Source organism: Streptomyces sp. NBC_00083 (assembly GCF_026343295.1).
Classification (GTDB): Bacteria; Actinomycetota; Actinomycetes; order Streptomycetales; family Streptomycetaceae; genus Streptomyces.
The window spans coordinates 1,806,298-1,822,446 of sequence record NZ_JAPELY010000001.1 but is presented as its reverse complement, the minus strand read 5'-3'; the positions used below and the strand labels follow the sequence as shown (position 1 = coordinate 1,822,446).

16 protein-coding genes and 1 riboswitch are annotated in these 16,149 nt (G+C 73.8%); of the genes, 8 read left to right on the top strand and 8 right to left on the bottom strand.

Annotated features, from left to right (window positions below):
* Window positions 1-4 precede the first annotated feature (4 nt).
* Window positions 5-505 carry an Asp23/Gls24 family envelope stress response protein gene (locus tag OOJ98_RS07920; RefSeq protein WP_267053908.1) on the bottom strand — a complete coding sequence of 167 codons (501 nt, stop codon included), beginning with the start codon at window positions 503-505 and terminating at the stop codon, window positions 5-7.
* An 88-nt stretch (window positions 506-593) separates the two neighbouring features.
* On the opposite strand from OOJ98_RS07920, the gene OOJ98_RS07915 reads away from it, so the two are divergent.
* Window positions 594-1,262, top strand: coding sequence for a hypothetical protein (locus OOJ98_RS07915; protein ID WP_267053907.1), 669 nt, complete (start codon window positions 594-596; stop codon window positions 1,260-1,262).
* Window positions 1,263-1,314: 52 nt separating this feature from the next.
* Here OOJ98_RS07915 and OOJ98_RS07910 read toward each other — a convergent pair whose 3' ends face one another.
* The 4 genes from OOJ98_RS07910 to OOJ98_RS07895 all read right to left on the bottom strand — a co-directional run bounded on the left by OOJ98_RS07910 (window position 1,315) and on the right by OOJ98_RS07895 (window position 5,383).
* A complete protein-coding gene (locus OOJ98_RS07910) occupies window positions 1,315-2,115 on the bottom strand; it encodes an enoyl-CoA hydratase/isomerase family protein (RefSeq protein WP_267053906.1) in 801 nt (266 codons plus the stop codon).
* A 149-nt stretch (window positions 2,116-2,264) separates the two neighbouring features.
* On the bottom strand, window positions 2,265-2,486 hold the full coding sequence (locus OOJ98_RS07905; RefSeq protein ID WP_005477683.1) for a helix-turn-helix domain-containing protein: 222 nt from the start codon (window positions 2,484-2,486) through the stop codon (window positions 2,265-2,267).
* Between the two features lie 375 nt (window positions 2,487-2,861).
* On the bottom strand, window positions 2,862-4,460 hold the full coding sequence (locus OOJ98_RS07900) for an ABC-F family ATP-binding cassette domain-containing protein (RefSeq protein WP_267053905.1): 1,599 nt from the start codon (window positions 4,458-4,460) through the stop codon (window positions 2,862-2,864).
* Between the two features lie 146 nt (window positions 4,461-4,606).
* Window positions 4,607-5,383, bottom strand: a complete 777-nt coding sequence (locus OOJ98_RS07895; RefSeq protein ID WP_267053904.1) for a hypothetical protein — start codon at window positions 5,381-5,383, stop codon at window positions 4,607-4,609.
* Between the two features lie 133 nt (window positions 5,384-5,516).
* Here OOJ98_RS07895 and OOJ98_RS07890 point away from each other — a divergent pair, with 133 nt between their 5' ends.
* Together OOJ98_RS07890 and OOJ98_RS07885 are read left to right on the top strand one after the other, a co-directional pair.
* Window positions 5,517-6,413 carry a neutral zinc metallopeptidase gene (locus tag OOJ98_RS07890; protein ID WP_267053903.1) on the top strand — a complete coding sequence of 299 codons (897 nt, stop codon included), beginning with the start codon at window positions 5,517-5,519 and terminating at the stop codon, window positions 6,411-6,413.
* 90 nt (window positions 6,414-6,503) lie between these two features.
* The gene (locus OOJ98_RS07885; protein ID WP_267053902.1) at window positions 6,504-6,893 is read left to right on the top strand and encodes a VOC family protein; all 390 of its coding nucleotides are present in this window, start codon (window positions 6,504-6,506) and stop codon (window positions 6,891-6,893) included.
* Window positions 6,894-6,993: 100 nt separating this feature from the next.
* Here OOJ98_RS07885 and OOJ98_RS07880 read toward each other — a convergent pair whose 3' ends face one another.
* The 3 genes from OOJ98_RS07880 to OOJ98_RS07870 all read right to left on the bottom strand — a co-directional run bounded on the left by OOJ98_RS07880 (window position 6,994) and on the right by OOJ98_RS07870 (window position 10,719).
* A complete protein-coding gene (locus OOJ98_RS07880) occupies window positions 6,994-8,466 on the bottom strand; it encodes a hypothetical protein (protein WP_267055559.1) in 1,473 nt (490 codons plus the stop codon).
* Window positions 8,467-8,823: 357 nt separating this feature from the next.
* Window positions 8,824-9,951, bottom strand: coding sequence for an alpha/beta hydrolase (locus OOJ98_RS07875; protein ID WP_267053901.1), 1,128 nt, complete (start codon window positions 9,949-9,951; stop codon window positions 8,824-8,826).
* A gap of 114 nt (window positions 9,952-10,065) precedes the next feature.
* The gene (locus OOJ98_RS07870; RefSeq protein WP_267053900.1) at window positions 10,066-10,719 is read right to left on the bottom strand and encodes a class II aldolase/adducin family protein; all 654 of its coding nucleotides are present in this window, start codon (window positions 10,717-10,719) and stop codon (window positions 10,066-10,068) included.
* 106 nt (window positions 10,720-10,825) lie between these two features.
* Here OOJ98_RS07870 and OOJ98_RS07865 point away from each other — a divergent pair, with 106 nt between their 5' ends.
* The 5 genes from OOJ98_RS07865 (at window position 10,826) to OOJ98_RS07845 (ending at window position 16,121) form a co-directional block, all read left to right on the top strand.
* On the top strand, window positions 10,826-11,614 hold the full coding sequence (locus OOJ98_RS07865; RefSeq protein WP_267053899.1) for a lysozyme: 789 nt from the start codon (window positions 10,826-10,828) through the stop codon (window positions 11,612-11,614).
* Window positions 11,615-11,744: 130 nt separating this feature from the next.
* Window positions 11,745-13,010, top strand: coding sequence for an inorganic phosphate transporter (locus tag OOJ98_RS07860; protein WP_267053898.1), 1,266 nt, complete (start codon window positions 11,745-11,747; stop codon window positions 13,008-13,010).
* A 46-nt stretch (window positions 13,011-13,056) separates the two neighbouring features.
* Window positions 13,057-13,281, top strand: coding sequence for a hypothetical protein (locus OOJ98_RS07855; protein WP_267053897.1), 225 nt, complete (start codon window positions 13,057-13,059; stop codon window positions 13,279-13,281).
* A 100-nt stretch (window positions 13,282-13,381) separates the two neighbouring features.
* Window positions 13,382-13,523: riboswitch (cobalamin riboswitch) on the top strand.
* A 94-nt stretch (window positions 13,524-13,617) separates the two neighbouring features.
* Window positions 13,618-14,574 (top strand): cobalamin biosynthesis protein, encoded by a 957-nt coding sequence (locus OOJ98_RS07850; RefSeq protein ID WP_267053896.1) that lies wholly within the window; start codon window positions 13,618-13,620, stop codon window positions 14,572-14,574.
* On the top strand, window positions 14,556-16,121 hold the full coding sequence (locus OOJ98_RS07845) for a cobyric acid synthase (protein WP_267053895.1): 1,566 nt from the start codon (window positions 14,556-14,558) through the stop codon (window positions 16,119-16,121). The genes OOJ98_RS07850 and OOJ98_RS07845 overlap by 19 nt, the downstream gene beginning before the upstream one ends.
* Window positions 16,122-16,149 lie beyond the last annotated feature (28 nt).

Below are 16,149 nucleotides of genomic sequence, written 5' to 3'. Positions count from 1 at the left end.
GGGGTCACTGGAGCCGGGAGTCCGGCTCGTCGTCCTCCTCGTCGGGCAGCTTCACATCGCTCACCGCGATGTTGACCTCGACGACTTCGAGCCCGGTCATCCGCTCCACGGCGGAGATCACGTTCTCGCGGACGTCGCGGGCGACCTCGGCGATGGACACGCCGTAGTCCACGACGATCTCCAGGTCGAGCGCGGTCTGCACCTCGCCCACCTCGGCCTTCACGCCGCGGGTGACACCCGACTTGTTGCCGCCCGGCACCCGGTCCCTGACCGCGCCGAACGTGCGGGACAGGCCGCTGCCCATCGCATGGACACCCACGACGTCGCGGGCCGCGAGGCCCGCGATCTTCTCGACCACGCCGTCGGCGATCGTGGTGCGGCCGCGCCCCGCCGGGTCGCCGCCGCCGCGCTTGACGGTGGACGGCTTCCTGGCCTGGTCGGCCGAGCCACCGGCCGGGTCATTGGCAGGTGCACCGGGCCGGTTGCGCTGTTCGCTTTCGCTCATGACCGTTCGTCCCTTCGACCTTGGACTCCAATGCCCACATTAAGTGCGGTTGCCCCGACTCGCGCCCGCGATGCGGCAGGCTGGGGGCATGACGGGTGATGGATGGAGTGCCGCGGTACGTCGTCGGCTGGGCCTCGGCCGGCTGCTCGCCCTCGGCGGTCGTGAGGACGGCGCGTGGATCACGGAGCGGGCCGCGGTGTCGGTGCTCGGGGCCGCCGCGGCGGCGGTGCCGGGGTGCGCCGTGACGGCGCTCCGGCTCGCCCCGGCCGACCCCGGCGCCGCCGGGGAACCGGCGGTGCCCGCGCCGCCGTCCGCGCTGGACCCGGGTCCGCTGCGCGTCGCGGCGGAGCTCGCGGCGCTGGGCGGCCGGCCGCTGCCGGAGCTCGCGGCGGCGGTGCGCGAAGCCCTGTTCACGGCGGCGCGGGACCGGCTCGGGCTCGTCGTGTCGGACGTCGACGTCGAGGTGTCGGCGCTCCTGGACGAACTGCCGGATCCCCCGGACGGCGGTCCCCCGCCCGGCCCAGCGGACCGGCCGGACTCGGTGGCGGCGACCGCCGCGTACACGACGCCCGGGGTGGCCCGGCTCACCGCCGAGCTGGGCCCGCCGGTGCACACCACGGAGGGCCACATCCGCCTGGAACTGGCCACGGCCCCGCTCCACCACCCGCTGGAGGTCGCGCGGGCGGTCCGGGCGGAGGTACGCCGGGACGTCCCCGAGGCGGCCTCGGTGGCGGTTCTGATCACCTGGGTGGGCTGACGCGCGGCCCCGCAGGAGGCACAGGCCGGACGGGCCCCGGGTCGGGACCGGGTCAGTCCGCGAGGCCGGCCAGGTCGCGCAGGCGGCGGGCCTGGGCGGCGCGCTCGGCGAGGCGCTGGTCCTCGTAGCCCCGGCCGGCGGCGCCCCGCAGCAGGGCCTTCGTCTCGACCACGGCGTCGCGGGGCGCGGCGAGCAGGGCGCCCGCCAAGTCCCGTACGGCCGAGTCGAGTTCGTCGGCGGGCACGGCGAGGTTGGCGAGGCCGGTGCGCTCGGCCTCCTCGGCCCCGACGAACCGGCCCGTGGCGCAGATTTCGAGCGCGCGGGCGTACCCGACGAGCCCGACGAGCGGGTGGGTGCCGGTGAGGTCGGGGACGAGACCGAGGCTGGTCTCGCGCATGGCGAACTGCACGTCCTGCGCGACGACCCGGAGGTCGCAGGCGAGGGCGAGCTGGAAACCGGCACCGATCGCGTGGCCCTGGACGGCCGCGATCGACACGATGTCGTTGCGGCGCCACCAGGTGAACGCTTCCTGGTACTCGGCGATGACCGCGTCGAGCTCCTGGTCGGAGCCGCGCGCGAGGTCGAGGAAGGAGGGCTCGCCGTCGAAGCCTTCGGGGGTGAAGGCCTGGCGGTCGAGGCCGGCGGAGAAGGACTTGCCCTCTCCGCGCAGCACGACGACGCGGACACTGCCCGGAAGCGACCGTCCGGCCTCCGCCAACGCCCGCCACAGAGCGGGAGACTGAGCGTTGCGCTTGGCCGGATTGGTCAGGCTCACGGTGGCGACCGCGTCATCGACGGAGAGCCGGACACCGTCCTTGTCGAATACGTCGAGTGCGGATGCGGGCGTAGCCATGGGGCGCCTCCGGATGGGTGGCCGTCAGGGAACGACCGCCTCGGCGGTCATTAAGTGACTGCACAGTAACCACCCGGTCGACCGCAGAGCCGACCGGGTGGCCACCACCGCAACCGGTGGGCCACAGGAGCTGCCCGGGACCGCCTCGGTCAGGCCGAGGCGGTCTTCTTGCCCCGTGTCGCTCCGCCGCGTCCACGGAGAGTGACCCCGGACTCGCTGAGCATCCGGTGGACGAACCCGTAGGACCGGCCGGTTTCCTCGGCCAGCGCCCGGATGCTCGCACCGGAGTCGTACTTCTTCTTCAGGTCTGCCGCGAGCTTGTCGCGCGCGGCGCCGGTTACCCGGCTGCCCTTCTTCAGAGTCTCGGCCACCCGTGCCTCCTCATGGGAAGTGCGCTCTGGACTTCTCATGATCACCCCTCTCGCGCTTCCTGGCCACCCATTCGGCAAGGTCCGTGCAACAACCTTGGGGGCGTGGACGCCGTCCGGGCCGCGCGGAATATCGCATTCCACCTGCCCTTGGACATATCCCGGCCCGAAAGTCGAGACGAAGCGCCAGGTCAGCGCTGTGTTCCGGGTCACATACGGAAAAAGGCCCGTCCCACGGGGGACGGACCTTGATCCGGCGCCTGACACACCGGGGTACGAGACGCACTCACTCAGATTGAGGATCACGCGTAAGCCGAATGATCCAGAGGAAGTGGATCAGTGGATGGATCATGCGCGGAAGCCGCGCCGGAACCACGGTCAGGCGAGCGCGACCAGGTCCGCGTAGTCCGGGCCCCACAGGTCCTCCACGCCGTCCGGCAGCAGGATGATCCGCTCCGGCTGGAGCGCCTCGACGGCGCCCTCGTCGTGGGTGACCAGGACGACCGCGCCCTTGTACGTACGCAGCGCGCCGAGGATCTCCTCGCGGCTCGCGGGGTCGAGGTTGTTGGTGGGCTCGTCGAGCAGCAGCACGTTGGCGGACGACACGACGAGCGTGGCCAGGGCGAGACGGGTCTTCTCGCCGCCGGACAGGACGCCGGCCGGCTTGTCCACGTCGTCGCCGGAGAAGAGGAACGAGCCGAGCGTCTTGCGCACCTCGACCAGGTCCAGGTCGGGCGCCGAGGAGCGCATGTTCTCCAGGACCGTCCGCTCCGGGTCGAGCGTCTCGTGCTCCTGCGCGTAGTAGCCCATCTTGAGGCCGTGGCCCGGGGTGACCTCGCCGGTGTCCGCCTTCTCGGCCCCGGCGAGCAGCCGCAGCAGGGTCGTCTTGCCGGCGCCGTTGAGGCCGAGGATGACGACGCGGGAGCCCTTGTCGATGGCCAGGTCGACATCGGTGAAGATCTCGAGGGAGCCGTACGACTTCGACAGGCCCTCGGCGGTCAGCGGCGTCTTGCCGCAGGGCGCGGGCTCGGGGAAGCGCAGCTTGGCGACCTTGTCGGAGACGCGGACCGCTTCGAGGCCGGACAGCAGCCGCTCGGCGCGCTTGGCCATGTTCTGCGCGGCGACGGTCTTGGTGGCCTTGGCGCGCATCTTGTCGGCCTGCGAGTTGAGGGCCGCGGCCTTCTTCTCGGCGTTCTGGCGCTCGCGCTTGCGGCGCTTCTCGTCGGCCTCGCGCTGCTGCTGGTAGAGCTTCCAGCCCATGTTGTAGACGTCGATCTGGGAGCGGTTGGCGTCCAGGTAGAAGACCTTGTTGACGACCGTCTCGACGAGGTCGACGTCGTGGGAGATCACGATGAAGCCGCCGCGGTACGTCTTCAGATAGTCCCGCAGCCAGACGATGGAGTCGGCGTCGAGGTGGTTGGTCGGCTCGTCGAGGAGCAGGGTGTCGGCGTCCGAGAAGAGGATGCGGGCGAGCTCGATGCGGCGGCGCTGACCACCGGAGAGGGTGTGCAGCGGCTGGCCGAGGACCCGGTCGGGCAGGCCGAGCGCGGCGGCGATGGTGGCGGCCTCGGCCTCGGCGGCGTACCCGCCCTTGGTGAGGAACTCGGTCTCCAGGCGCTCGTACTTCTTCATCGCCTTCTCGCGCGTGGCGCCCTTGCCGTTCGCCATGCGCTCCTCGTTCTCGCGCATCTTGCGCAGGACTTCGTCGAGGCCGCGGGCGGACAGGACGCGGTCGCGGGCGAGCACGTCGAGGTCGCCGGTGCGCGGGTCCTGCGGCAGATAGCCGACCTCGCCCGAGCGCGTGATGGTGCCGGCGGCGGGGATGCCCTCGCCCGCCAGGCACTTGGTGAGGGTGGTCTTGCCCGCTCCGTTGCGGCCGACCAGGCCGATGCGGTCGCCCTTGGCGACACGGAAGGAAGCGGACTCGATGAGGACTCGGGCGCCGGCGCGCAGCTCGATGCCGGTGGCGGTGATCACGGAAAGACTCCAGGCGGTATGGACGGCGGACGGGACGGCAAGAGGCGCCGCGCGAAGCGCGTCCTTGGAAGGGCGGTGTCGGGCGACGGCAGGGCGTGGAGGTCGACGCCGCCTAATGCACAAGGAGAATTGCCATGGGGTCAATTCTAACTGGGCGGTGCAACCCGGTTTCCGCCCCCGTCCGCACGCCGCTCACCTGGGAGGTCGTTGCCGAGCGGGGTGCGCCCCTCGGTGATCTGGCCGAGGCCGTCGACGGCGGCCAGATGCCGGCTCCAGGAGTCCCGGTCATGGCAGGGCCGGGCCAGCAGCAGGACGCCTCTGGTGTGCGCGGTGCGCGCCGGGTCGAAGGCGCAGCCCTCGCGGGCGGCGAGCAGCCAGCGCAGGTCGCCGTCGGCGGTCCGGAACGCGCTGACCCGCTCGGGGGTGACGACGGCGATCATGCGGGCGCCGGGGTCGAGCACTTGGAGCACCCCGGCGGCGCGCTCGGGCCGCCCCGCCAGCCAGGCGCCGAGTCCGGGCACCGCCCGGTGCCAGCGGACCCGGCGCCGGGGGGCGTCCGGGCCCTTGCCGGTCTTCGTACGGGTGCCGGTGCGGGTGCCTGCGATGTCGGTGTCGGTGTCGGTGTCGGTCACGATGCCGTCGGCCCACAGGGCGACGGCGTGTCCGGGGGCCCGGCGCAGGGCGAGCGGCCTGCTGTCCCCTCGGGTGTACGCCCACTCCCGCGCCCCGGTGACCCTGTCGTACGCCTCGACGGCCGCGCCCCGGATCCGTACCCCCACGGGCCCCGCGGCCGGGGCGCCGGGTGCGGCGAAGGTCGCGAAGCGGTCGCCGTACGGGGCCGGGCGGGTGTGCTGGGCCGCGGTGACCAGCGGCAGGGCGAGAACGGCGGCGACTGCGGTCAGTGCGAGGCGGGTCCGGTCCATGACGCGCCGAGCGTATCGGCCGACGCGTCAAAACGGGCGTACCGCAATGAGCTGGTCAATACTCGGGGTGATCTCTCGGATACGCGGGGTGGCCCCGGGCGGCGGCCCCGGTGGACAACAGGGTGGTGCGCCCATGCAGTTCGACGACGACGCCGACCTGGACACGTCGGAGGTCAATGACGCGCGCGGCGGCGGCCGGATCCCGGGCGGCCGGGCGACCATCGGCGGCGGGATCGTCGGTGTCATCGCGCTGCTCCTCGGCCTGTTCTTCGGGGTGGGTCCCGAGCAGCTGGGGCTGTCGTCGGGCGACACCGCGCCGGGCGCGAGCTCGTCGTCGCAGGCGCAGGTCAGCCAGAGCTGCCGTACCGGCGCGGACGCCAACACCAAGGAGGACTGCCGGATCGTCGCGGTGGTCAACAGCGTCCAGGACTACTGGGGGCAGGAGTTCCCGCGGCGCGGCGGCCGGTACTCCCCCGCGCGGACGGTCTTCTTCACCGGCCGCGTCAACACCGCGTGCGGGACGGCCACTTCGGCGGTCGGCCCCTTCTACTGCCCCGGCGACCGGCAGGTCTACCTCGACCTGGGCTTCTTCGACGAGCTGCGGACCAAGTTCGGCTCCAGCGGCGGCCCGTTCGCGCAGGCGTACGTGGTGGCGCACGAGTACGGCCACCACATCCAGAACCTGATGGGCACCCTGCAGAAGTCGCAGGACGGGCAGCAGGGCGCGGGCAGCAACGCCGTGCGGGTGGAGCTGCAGGCCGACTGCTACGCCGGGGTGTGGGCGCACCACGCGACGACGACCCCGGACAAGGCGACCGGCCGCCCGCTCATCACGCAGCTGACCGACCAGGACATCAAGGACGGCCTGGACGCGGCGGCCGCGGTCGGCGACGACCGGATCCAGGAGAAGTTCCAGGGCCGGGTCACTCCGGAGACCTGGACCCACGGCTCGGCGCAGCAGCGCCAGCAGTGGTTCTACACCGGCTACCGGACCGGCGACATGGCCCGCTGCAACACCTTCGCGCGCTGAGCCCCGGCGCCGGATGGCGTTGTCAGTGCCGGGTGCAAGACTGAGATCCAGGTCACACTCAGCGGTTTGTACGGGGAAGGAGCGATCGGCATGAGCATGTACCCGACGATTCTCTACAGCGACGCGAAAGCGGCGATCCGCCAGCTCAAGGACGCCTTCGGCTTCACGGAGGTGTGCGCGTACGAGGCGGAGGACGGCAGCGTGATGCACGCCGAGCTGTCCTATGGGACGGGTGTGGTGATGCTCGGCTCGAAGGGCCGCGCGGGCCTGTTCGCACAGACGATGGCCGACGCGGGCCCGGTCGGCGTCTACGTGGTGGTGACCGATGTCGACGCGCACCACAAGCGCGCCGCGGAGCAGGGCGTGGAGATCCTGATGGAGCCCACCGATCAGGACTACGGCTCGCGGGACTACATGGCGAGAGACGCGGAGGGCAACGTGTGGAGCTTCGGCACGTACGCCCCGGGGAGCGGCGAGTGAGGCGGGGCCGCCGGTAGGACACCGTCGACTCCCGCCCCCCGCAAGCCGATCGGGCACGTCCCGCCCCCGGGAGCGGGCGGGTCCTTCGCTACGCGCGTCGCTATACGGAACCGGTGTGGACCTGGAAGGCGGCGCGGCGGACCGCCTTGGCCAGGGCGGGGTCGGGGTGGGCCGCGGCGAGGGCGACCAGGACCTGCACGGTGCGGGGGTGCCCGACGGCCCGCACCTCGTCGAGCAGCGCAGGCACCGTGCCCTGCACGGCGGAGTCGAGGTGGCGTACGAGCAGCTCGCTCTCGCCGTGGTCGGCCACGGCGGCGGCGGTGTCGACCCACAGCCAGGTGGATTCCTCCCGGGACAGCACCCCGAGCACGTCCTCGGGGTCGCCGCCCTCGTGCTCGGCGAGCCACAGCAGGGCGTAGGGGCGCAGGCAGGTCTCCGTGACGACGGCGCGCACCCCGGGCTCGGCGGGGGCGCCCACCACCCGCAGCGCCTCGAAGGCGAGGCCGCGCAGCAGCGCGTCGTCGCCCCGGGCGACGTCGAGGAGTTCGCCGACCGCGCTACCGACGGTGCGGGCGGCGATCCAGGCGCGGTACTCGGCGCGGGCCGGGCCGGGTGTGAGGCCCGCGCAGCCGCGCAGCATGTCCTCGGCGGGCTGCTCGATGTTGCCCGCCGGGCTCTGCGCGGCGACGCAGATCTGCTCCAGCTTGACCCAGACCGCCCAGTTGCCGAGCGGCGTCAGGGTGGCCTGGCCCTCGCCGAGCACCAGCGCGCCAACTGCGGCGAGGCCGGCCAGGGCCCAGTCGAGGAGGTGCGCGAGGCGCTGCGGAGAGGGGGCGGCTGGGCCGGGCAGCGGGTCGGCGGCGGGCCGGGGGTCCGCGCCGGGCCGCGGGTCCGTTCCTGGGAGCAGGTCCGTGCCGGGCCGCGGGTCCGTTCCTGAGAGCAGGTCCGTGCCGGGGAGCGGATCGGTGCCGGGCCCGGGGCCGTAGGGCACCTCGCAGCGCTCTTCGCGGAGTTCGGCCACCCGCTGTGCGAGGAGGTCGAGCAGGGCCGGCGCGAGGACGGGCCCGTTGGAGAGCTGGAGCAGGGAGAGCACTTGGGGAACGGCCTCGACCACCTCGGCGACCGCCGTGGGGGCGGTGTCACCGGGAGCGGGGTGGACGAGCGACCACGCGTCGAACAGGGCGACCCAGCCGCGCAGGACGGCCGCGTCGTCGCGGTCCCAGGCGCGCAGCCGCCAGCCGGGGCGGACCGTCGCGCCGTGCAGTTCGACGAGGCCGGCGAGGCGGGCCCGGTCCCAGGCCGCCCGTACCTGACCGGGGGTCAGGCCCAGTGCGGCCGCGGCCCGCTCGGTGACCGGCGCGGGAAGCGGCCCCGGCCGGCCGGGGCCGGGGGCGGCGCCGCGGGCCCGCTCGGCATCGGTCCAGCGGGCCACGCGCACGGCGTCGGCGAGCACCGCTCTGGCCTGGCGGGCCAGCTCGCCGGCGGCCGGGGTGCCCGCGGGCGGCCGGGGGGCCGAGCGGGTGCGCCGGTCGGACACGGCCCTGCGGGCTGCGGCGAGGGGCCGGGCCTGCATCGGGTGCGGAGCGCGGACAAGCCGCAGTCTGGAGTCGCGCGGCAACTTCTCATCAGGCTTCCGGGACGTCACGCATGCAGTCTTCCCGCTCACTGCCCGAAAGCCCAAACGGAATCGGCCACGCTCGGCACCCCGGGGGCCCCGGGGGCGCCCGGTGGCCCTGGGGCCGTAGCCAGGAACGACGCGCTTGCGCTCGTCGCCCGAACACCCAAGCGGAATCAGCCTCAGGCGGCCCTTCCGAAGCGAGCGGGACGGCTCCCGGCCAAGGGGCCGCCCCCACGAGGACAGCCGCCTGCCACCTTCCCGCCACGTCAAGCGGAATCAGCCGCGCCCGGGTGGGCCGGGCGGGCGGGGGTGTCACATGAGGGGGGTGAGGAAGCGGCGCAGGGTTTCTTCGTAGCCGGCCGGGTCGGCGTTCCACATCGCGGCGTGCGGGGCGTCCGGGACGGTGTGCAGGGTGATCAGTTCCGGCCGCCGGTCGGCCAGTTGACACGCGGGCCCCCAGGGGGCGAGCGCGTCGTCGGGGCCGTGGAAGAGCAGCGTCGGGACGCGCAGGGCCTTGGGGTCGACGGCTTCCTGGAGCCGGTCGCCGTGGAGCCCGGTACGGCCCTGCGCGGCGCGGACGGCGAGCGGCAGCAGGGCGCCGGGGGTGCCGTTGGCCGAGGCGAGGGCGCGCAGCGTGAACTCCCAGTCGAGGACGGGCGAGTCCAGGACGATGCCGCTGATGCGCTCGCGCTGGGCGCAGTGCGCTGCGGCGTGCAGGGCCATCGTGGCGCCGGTGGACCAGCCGTGCAGGATGACCTGGCGGGCCCCGGAGCGCAGGGCGTAGCGGATCGCCGCGTCGAGGTCGCGCCACTCGGAGTCGCCGAGGTGGCCGAGGCCGTCCGGGGAGCGGGGCGCGCCCTCGTCGCCCCGGTAGGAGAGGGCGAGCACCGGGAGCTGCTGGCGGTGCAGGAACTCCAGGATGTTGAGCGGGTGTTCGCGGGTGGTGCCGAGGCCGTGCACGGCGATCACCCAGGTGGTGCGCGGGGCGGGGACCAGCCAGGCGGGCAGCGGCCCCAGTTCGGCCGGGATCTCGACGTCCTGGTAGTCGATGCCGAGGGCGGTGCCCGGGGTGCCGTGGTGGACCTGGGGCGTCAGCGCGACCCGGTCGCCCGGGACGAGGACGCCGTGGGTGACGCGCTCCAGGCGGCGTACGACCGTGTCGGCGGTGTGCGGTGCCCGGTCGAGCACGTCACCGACGACGGCGTGGACGCCGTCGCCCTCCAGGCCGTAGGTCCCCGGCCGCAGCGCCGCGAGCGAGCGGGTCAGGGTGATGGCGCCGGGGTCCGTCGCGTGCACGGTGAGCCGGCGGTCGGCGGGCAGCGGGCGGCCTGGCGGCGCCTTGAGGGCGGCGTCGCTGGCGTAGCGTCCGGCGACGACGGCTGCCGCGCCGACGCCGATCAGTGTGGTGACGGCCGCTGCCGTCTTCGTAGCGGGGCGCACCTGCCCAGTCTCGGTGCGAAGCCGCCCGGGTGCCAGTGGGCGGGGCCCTTCGAAGCCGCGGATCACCGGGTCAGTGGAGTCCGCCCGCGGGGCGCCGGGCCGGCCGGGCCCGGGTCAGGGCTGTCCGTAGCCGCTGAGCCGCTGGGCCACCTCGTCGAGCTGGGCGGGGCTGAGCAGGGACGGGGTGCGGCCGGGCAGGGCGGCGGCGGTGAGCCAGAGCCGGCACATCCACTCCAGTTGGGCGGTGCGGTCGTAGGCCTGGTCGAGGCCTGCTCCGTACGTGACGGTGCCGTGGTTCTGGAGGAGGCAGCCGGTGCGCCCTTCCAGCGCCGCCAGCATGTTCCCGGCCAGCTCCTCGCTTCCGTACACGGCGTACGGGGCGACCCGGACCGGGCCGCCGAGCGCGGCCGCCATGTAGTGGACCAGCGGGAGTTCGGGCACCAGCGTGGAGACGGCGGTGGCGTGCACGGCGTGGGTGTGGACGACGGCGCGGGCGTCGGTGGCGCGGTACACGGCCAGGTGCATGGGGAGTTCGCTGGTGGGCCGCAGGGTGCCCAGGACCTGGCGGCCTTCGAGGTCGACGGCGACGGTGTCGGCGGGACCGAGCCGGTCGTAGGGGACGCCGGTCGGCGTGACGAGGACCAGGTCGCCGAGGCGTACCGACACATTGCCCGATGTTCCGACGACCAGCCCTTCGGCCGCGGTCCTGCGCGCGGTGTCGACCAGTTGGGCCCATGCCGCGGCGGTGGCCGCCTCGTTGTCGCTCATGAGGCTGATCCTGCCAGGGCGGGCGCGACCGGGGTACGGGCCGGCCGGTGCTCGTCCCCCAGCCTCGGGACGTTTGGGTCCGTACACCGAAATTCGGGGGAAATCCATGGCTCGGGACCACGGTCCGCTCGCACGCCGCAGCCGCGCGCGGGCCGCGCTCGCTCTGTCCGTCGCGGCTCTGGCGCTGGGCTGTACGGCCCTCACCGCCCTCACGGCGCCGCCCGGTGCGGCGGCGCAGGACAAGCCGGCCGGCCACGACGTCTCCTCGCACCAGGGGAACGTCGACTGGGCCGCCGCGAAGGGGCGCGGCGCGCGCTTCGTCTACGTCAAGGCGACCGAGTCGACGTCGTACCGCAACCCCTTCTTCGGGCAGCAGTACGACGGCGCCCGGCGGGCGGGCCTGATCCGGGGCGCCTACCACTTCGCGGTGCCCGACCAGTCCTCGGGCCGGGCGCAGGCGGCCTTCTTCGCGGCGAACGGGGGCGGCTGGCGCGGCGACGGCTGGACCCTGCCGCCCGCGGTGGACCTGGAGCACAACCCGTACGGCAAGGACGCCAAGGGCGGCAGCGGCGACACCTGCTACGGGCTGAGCCCCGCCGAGATGACCAACTGGGTCGCCGGGTTCAGCGACGAGGTGCGGCTGCGCACCGGCCGCCGTCCGGTGATCTACACGACGGCGGCCTGGTGGAACCGGTGCACGGGCCGCAGCACGGCATTCGCCGCCGACCATCCCCTGTGGCTCGCCCGGTACGCGGCGGCGCCGGGCGCGCTGCCGGCGGGCTGGTCGTACTGGACGGTGTGGCAATACGCCAATGGCTCCGGCAGCCTGCCGGGTGACCAGAATCTCTTCAATGGGACTTTTGCGCAGTTGAAGCGGTTCGCGGCCGGGCGCTGAACGGCCCGTGGGAGCGGGGGCGACGCGAGAACCGGACACGGACACCGGTGCGCCCGCCCCAGTTCATCTTCCGTTCACTCAGGTTACTTACGTTCGTCCCGCCACTGACGTCGAACGATTGCCTGGGTAAATGGAACACATCACGCTGCTGCTCGCGATTGTGATCGTGACAGCTCTAGTGTTCGATTTCACGAACGGTTTCCACGACACCGCCAACGCGATGGCCACCACCATCTCGACCGGCGCCCTGAAGCCCAAGACGGCGGTCGCCATGTCCGCCGCGCTCAACCTGGTCGGCGCGTTCCTGTCGGTGGAGGTCGCCAAGACGATCTCCGGCGGGATTATCGACGAGAAGGGGATCCGCACCGAGGTCATCTTCGCGGCCCTCGTCGGTGCCATCCTCTGGAACCTCCTGACCTGGCTGCTCGGACTGCCGTCCAGCTCCTCGCACGCCCTGTTCGGCGGCCTCATCGGCGCCGCGGTCATGTCGGCCGGCTGGTCCTCGGTCAACGGCTCCACCGTTGTCACCAAGGTGCTGCTGCCGGCCGTCGCCGCGCCGATCGTCGCCGGCATCGCCGCGATGCTGGCCACCCGGCTCACGTACCGGATCAACCGGAACACCGACGAGAAGGCCACCGCCAAGGGGTACCGCGCGGGCCAGATCGCCTCGGCCGGCCTGGTCTCGCTCGCCCACGGCACCAACGACGCCCAGAAGACGATGGGCATCATCACCCTCGCCCTGGTCACCGGCGGGGTCCTGCACCCCGGCGCCAACCCCCCGCTGTGGGTCATCGTCTCGGCCGGTCTGGCCATCGCGATGGGCACCTACCTCGGCGGCTGGCGCATCATCCGCACCATGGGCAAGGGCCTGACCGAGCTGCGCCCGCCGCAGGGCTTCGCCGCCCAGACCGGCGCCGCGACCGTCATCCTCGCCTCCTCGCACATCGGCTTCTCGCTCTCCACCACCCAGGTCTGCTCGGGCTCCGTCATGGGCGCGGGCCTCGGCCGCAAGGGCGGTGTGGTGCGCTGGTCCACCGCGACCCGCATGGCCGTCGCCTGGATCCTGACGCTGCCGGCCGCCGGACTCGTCGGCGCCGGCGCGGAGTTCCTCACCCAGCAGGGCCCCTGGGGCATCGCCGCCGTCGCGGTCCTCCTGATCGCCGGCTCCGGCATCATCTGGAAGCTGTCGCGCCGCCGGCCGGTCGACGCCCACAACGTCACCGCCGACCACGTCACCGCCGACGACGCCCCCGTGGCCGAGCCCGCCGGTGTCATCACCACCGCGATCGCCGCGGTCACGCCGCCGCCGACCGGCCTGGCCGTCGCGTCGACCGACCTCAGGGCCACGATCCAGGCCCCGGCCCCCGCCGACCCGCCCACCCCGGCGACGGTCTGACCCCGGTCCCTCCGGCACAGCTCTCCGGCACAGCTAAGGAATCCTCATGCACATCGACTGGGCAGCCCTCGGCTCCGTCTTCGGCGTCAGCCTCGCGGTGACCGTCGGCCTGGTGGGCCTGTTCACCCTCGGCATCGTCGGCCTCACCAAGCGGGAGGCCGTCGCCTCCGGCACCGCCGGCAACGCCGCGATGGCCCGCACCGGCGCGTACGCCTGTTTCGCGCTCTGCGCGGCGGCCGTGGCGTACGGGATCTATCTGATCGTCGCCTGACCCGCACGCACCACCCGAACCGCCCCGCGGCCCCCGCCGCGGGGCGGTTCGCCGTGGCGCCGAGCACTCTCTCGCGCCGCAGGTCAACGGCAAGTTGACGGGTGTTCGCGGGGCGTGGTGGACTGCACCGGCCAGCTACGGCGGCAGAAGAGGAAGCCGGTGCGAATCCGGCGCGGTCCCGCCACTGTCACCGGGGAGCGATCCCCGCCAGCCAGGAACTCTCACCGCCGGTCACGTCGAACCAGGGCGCGGACACCCTGAGTGAGGACATACCGCCATGCGCGCCTGCCCGTTCGGACTCTCCGGCCCCTCCTGCTCCGCCCTGGCGCGCTGAGCATGCGCGCCGACCGCACCTTCGCCTACGGCGCCACCGCCGGGCTCATCGGCGACCTCCTGCTCGGCGACCCCCGCCGCGGCCATCCGGTCGCCGCGTTCGGCCGGGCGGCCGCCGCCGTCGAGCGCGCCCTGTGGCGCGACCACCGCGGCTGGGGCGCCCTGCACACCGTCGTGTGCGCGGGTGGCGCCGCGGGCGCCGCCGCCCTGCTCTCCCGTGCCGTCCGCGACCGTCCCGCCGCGGCCGCCGCGCTGACCGCGGCCGCCACCTGGAGCGTGGTGGGCGGCACCTCGCTCGGCCGCGAGGCCCGGACCATCGGCGACGCGCTCGCAGCCGGTGACGTGGACGCGGCCCGCAAGCGCCTGCCGCACCTGTGCGGACGCGACCCGCACTCCCTGGACGCCGACGGCATCGCGCGCGCCGTGGTCGAGTCGGTCGCCGAGAACACCTCCGACGCGGTCGTCGGCGCCCTGGTGTGGGGCGCGCTCGCGGGCGTGCCGGGGCTCGTGGGCTTCCGCGCCGTCAACACCCTCGACGCGATGGTCGGGCACAAGTCGGCCACGTACCGCAGGTACGGCTGGGCCTCGGCGCGCCTGGACGACGTGATGGGCTGGCCCGGCGCCCGGCTCACCGCCGCCCTCGCCGCCCTCGCCGGACCCGACTCCCGGGGCGCGGTACGCGCCTGGCGCGCCGACGCGCACCGGCACCCGAGCCCCAACGCGGGCCCCGTGGAAGCCGCGTTCGCGGGCGCGCTGGGCGTCCGGCTCGGCGGCACGCTCTCCTACGCGGGGCGCGTCGAGCACCGGCCGGTCCTGAACGCCACGGGCCGCGCCGTCGACTTCGCGGACATCGAACGGGCGGTACGGCTCTCGCGCACGGTGGGCGGGCTGACGCTGGCCGCCGCCGTGGTGGCGCGGGCCGCTGTGAGGAGGGGACGTACATGGGTGGCGGGCTGCTGATCGCGGGCACCACATCGGACGCCGGCAAGAGCGTCGTCACGGCCGGGATCTGCCGCTGGCTGGTGCGCCGGGGCGTCAAGGTCGCGCCCTTCAAGGGGCAGAACATGTCGCTGAACTCGTTCGTGACGCGCGAGGGCGCCGAGATCGGCCGGGCGCAGGCGATGCAGGCACAGGCGGCCCGGGTGGAGCCGACCGCGCTGATGAACCCGGTGCTGCTCAAGCCCGGCAGCGACCGATCGAGCCAGGTCGTCCTGATGGGCAGACCGGTGGGCGAGTTGAGCGCCCGCGGGTTCTTCGGCTCCGCCGACCCCTCCTCGGGCTCGGCATTGCGCGGCGGGAGCCGTGAGGCGCTGCTCGGCACCGTCCTCGACTGCCTCCAGGAGCTGCGGGACACCCATGACGCGGTGATCTGCGAGGGCGCGGGCAGCCCGGCCGAGATCAACCTGCGGCGCACCGACATCGTCAACATGGGCATCGCACGGGCCGCGCGGCTGCCCGTCGTCGTGGTCGGCGACATCGACCGCGGCGGGGTCTTCGCGTCGTTCTTCGGCACGACGGCGCTGCTGAGCCCCGAGGACCAGGCGCTGGTCGCGGGGTACGTCGTCAACAAGTTCCGCGGCGATGTGACGCTCCTGGAGCCCGGCATCGAGATGCTGCGCGGCCTCACCGGGCGCCACACCTACGGGATCCTGCCGTACGCCCACGGCCTCGGCATCGACGAGGAGGACGGCCTGCGCGTGTCCATGCGCGGAACCGTGCGCGAGTCGGTGGTGGCGCCGCCCGTCGGCGAGGACGTGCTGCGGGTCGCGGTCTGCGCGGTGCCGCTGATGTCCAACTTCACCGATGTGGACGCGCTCGCCGCCGAACCCGGTGTGGTCGTGCGGTTCGTGGATCGGCCCGAGGAGCTCACCGACGCCGACCTCGTGGTGGTGCCCGGCACCCGCGGCACGGTCCGCGCCCTGGAGTGGCTGCGCGAGCGCGGCCTCGCGGCGGAACTCGCGCGTCGTGCCGCCGCCGGGCGTCCGGTGCTCGGCATCTGCGGCGGTTACCAGCTGCTCGGCGAGCACATCGAGGACGACGTCGAATCGCGGGCGGGCTCGGTGGCGGGCCTCGGCCTGCTGCCGGTCCGCGTGCGGTTCGCCGCCGAGAAGACCCTGGCCCGGCCCGTCGGCCGGGCGCTCGGCGAGCGTGTCGAGGGGTACGAGATCCACCACGGCGTGGCCGAAGTCCTGGGCGGCGAAGCGTTCCTCCGCGATGACGAGGGCCGCAGCCTGGACGGATGCCGCATCGGCCCGGTCTGGGGCACGCACTGGCACGGCTCCCTGGAGAGCGACGGGTTCCGGCGCCGCTTCCTGGAGCAGGTCGCGCGGGACGCGGGCCGGCGGTTCGTGCCGGCGCCCGACACCTCGTTCGGGGTGCTGCGCGAGGAGCAGCTCGACCGGCTCGGCGACCTGATCGAGGAACACGCCGACACCGACGCCCTGATGCGCCTGATCGAGCAGGGCCCGCCCGCCGGGCTGCCCTTCATCCCGCCCGGGGCGCCATGACCCGCCCCGCACGACCGCCGCGTACAGC

What these genes read in the sequence shown, in the direction of transcription:
- OOJ98_RS07920 (WP_267053908.1), bottom strand. Translation starts at nt 505, where the DNA reads ATGAGCGAAAGCGAACAGCGCAACCGGCCCGGTGCACCTGCCAATGAC.
- OOJ98_RS07915 (WP_267053907.1), top strand. Translation starts at nt 594, where the DNA reads ATGACGGGTGATGGATGGAGTGCCGCGGTACGTCGTCGGCTGGGCCTC.
- OOJ98_RS07910 (WP_267053906.1), bottom strand. Translation starts at nt 2,115, where the DNA reads ATGGCTACGCCCGCATCCGCACTCGACGTATTCGACAAGGACGGTGTC.
- OOJ98_RS07895 (WP_267053904.1), bottom strand. Translation starts at nt 5,383, where the DNA reads ATGGACCGGACCCGCCTCGCACTGACCGCAGTCGCCGCCGTTCTCGCC.
- OOJ98_RS07890 (WP_267053903.1), top strand. Translation starts at nt 5,517, where the DNA reads ATGCAGTTCGACGACGACGCCGACCTGGACACGTCGGAGGTCAATGAC.
- OOJ98_RS07885 (WP_267053902.1), top strand. Translation starts at nt 6,504, where the DNA reads ATGAGCATGTACCCGACGATTCTCTACAGCGACGCGAAAGCGGCGATC.
- OOJ98_RS07880 (WP_267055559.1), bottom strand. Translation starts at nt 8,466, where the DNA reads ATGCAGGCCCGGCCCCTCGCCGCAGCCCGCAGGGCCGTGTCCGACCGG.
- OOJ98_RS07870 (WP_267053900.1), bottom strand. Translation starts at nt 10,719, where the DNA reads ATGAGCGACAACGAGGCGGCCACCGCCGCGGCATGGGCCCAACTGGTC.
- OOJ98_RS07865 (WP_267053899.1), top strand. Translation starts at nt 10,826, where the DNA reads ATGGCTCGGGACCACGGTCCGCTCGCACGCCGCAGCCGCGCGCGGGCC.
- OOJ98_RS07860 (WP_267053898.1), top strand. Translation starts at nt 11,745, where the DNA reads ATGGAACACATCACGCTGCTGCTCGCGATTGTGATCGTGACAGCTCTA.
- OOJ98_RS07855 (WP_267053897.1), top strand. Translation starts at nt 13,057, where the DNA reads ATGCACATCGACTGGGCAGCCCTCGGCTCCGTCTTCGGCGTCAGCCTC.
- OOJ98_RS07850 (WP_267053896.1), top strand. Translation starts at nt 13,618, where the DNA reads ATGCGCGCCGACCGCACCTTCGCCTACGGCGCCACCGCCGGGCTCATC.
- OOJ98_RS07845 (WP_267053895.1), top strand. Translation starts at nt 14,556, where the DNA reads ATGGGTGGCGGGCTGCTGATCGCGGGCACCACATCGGACGCCGGCAAG.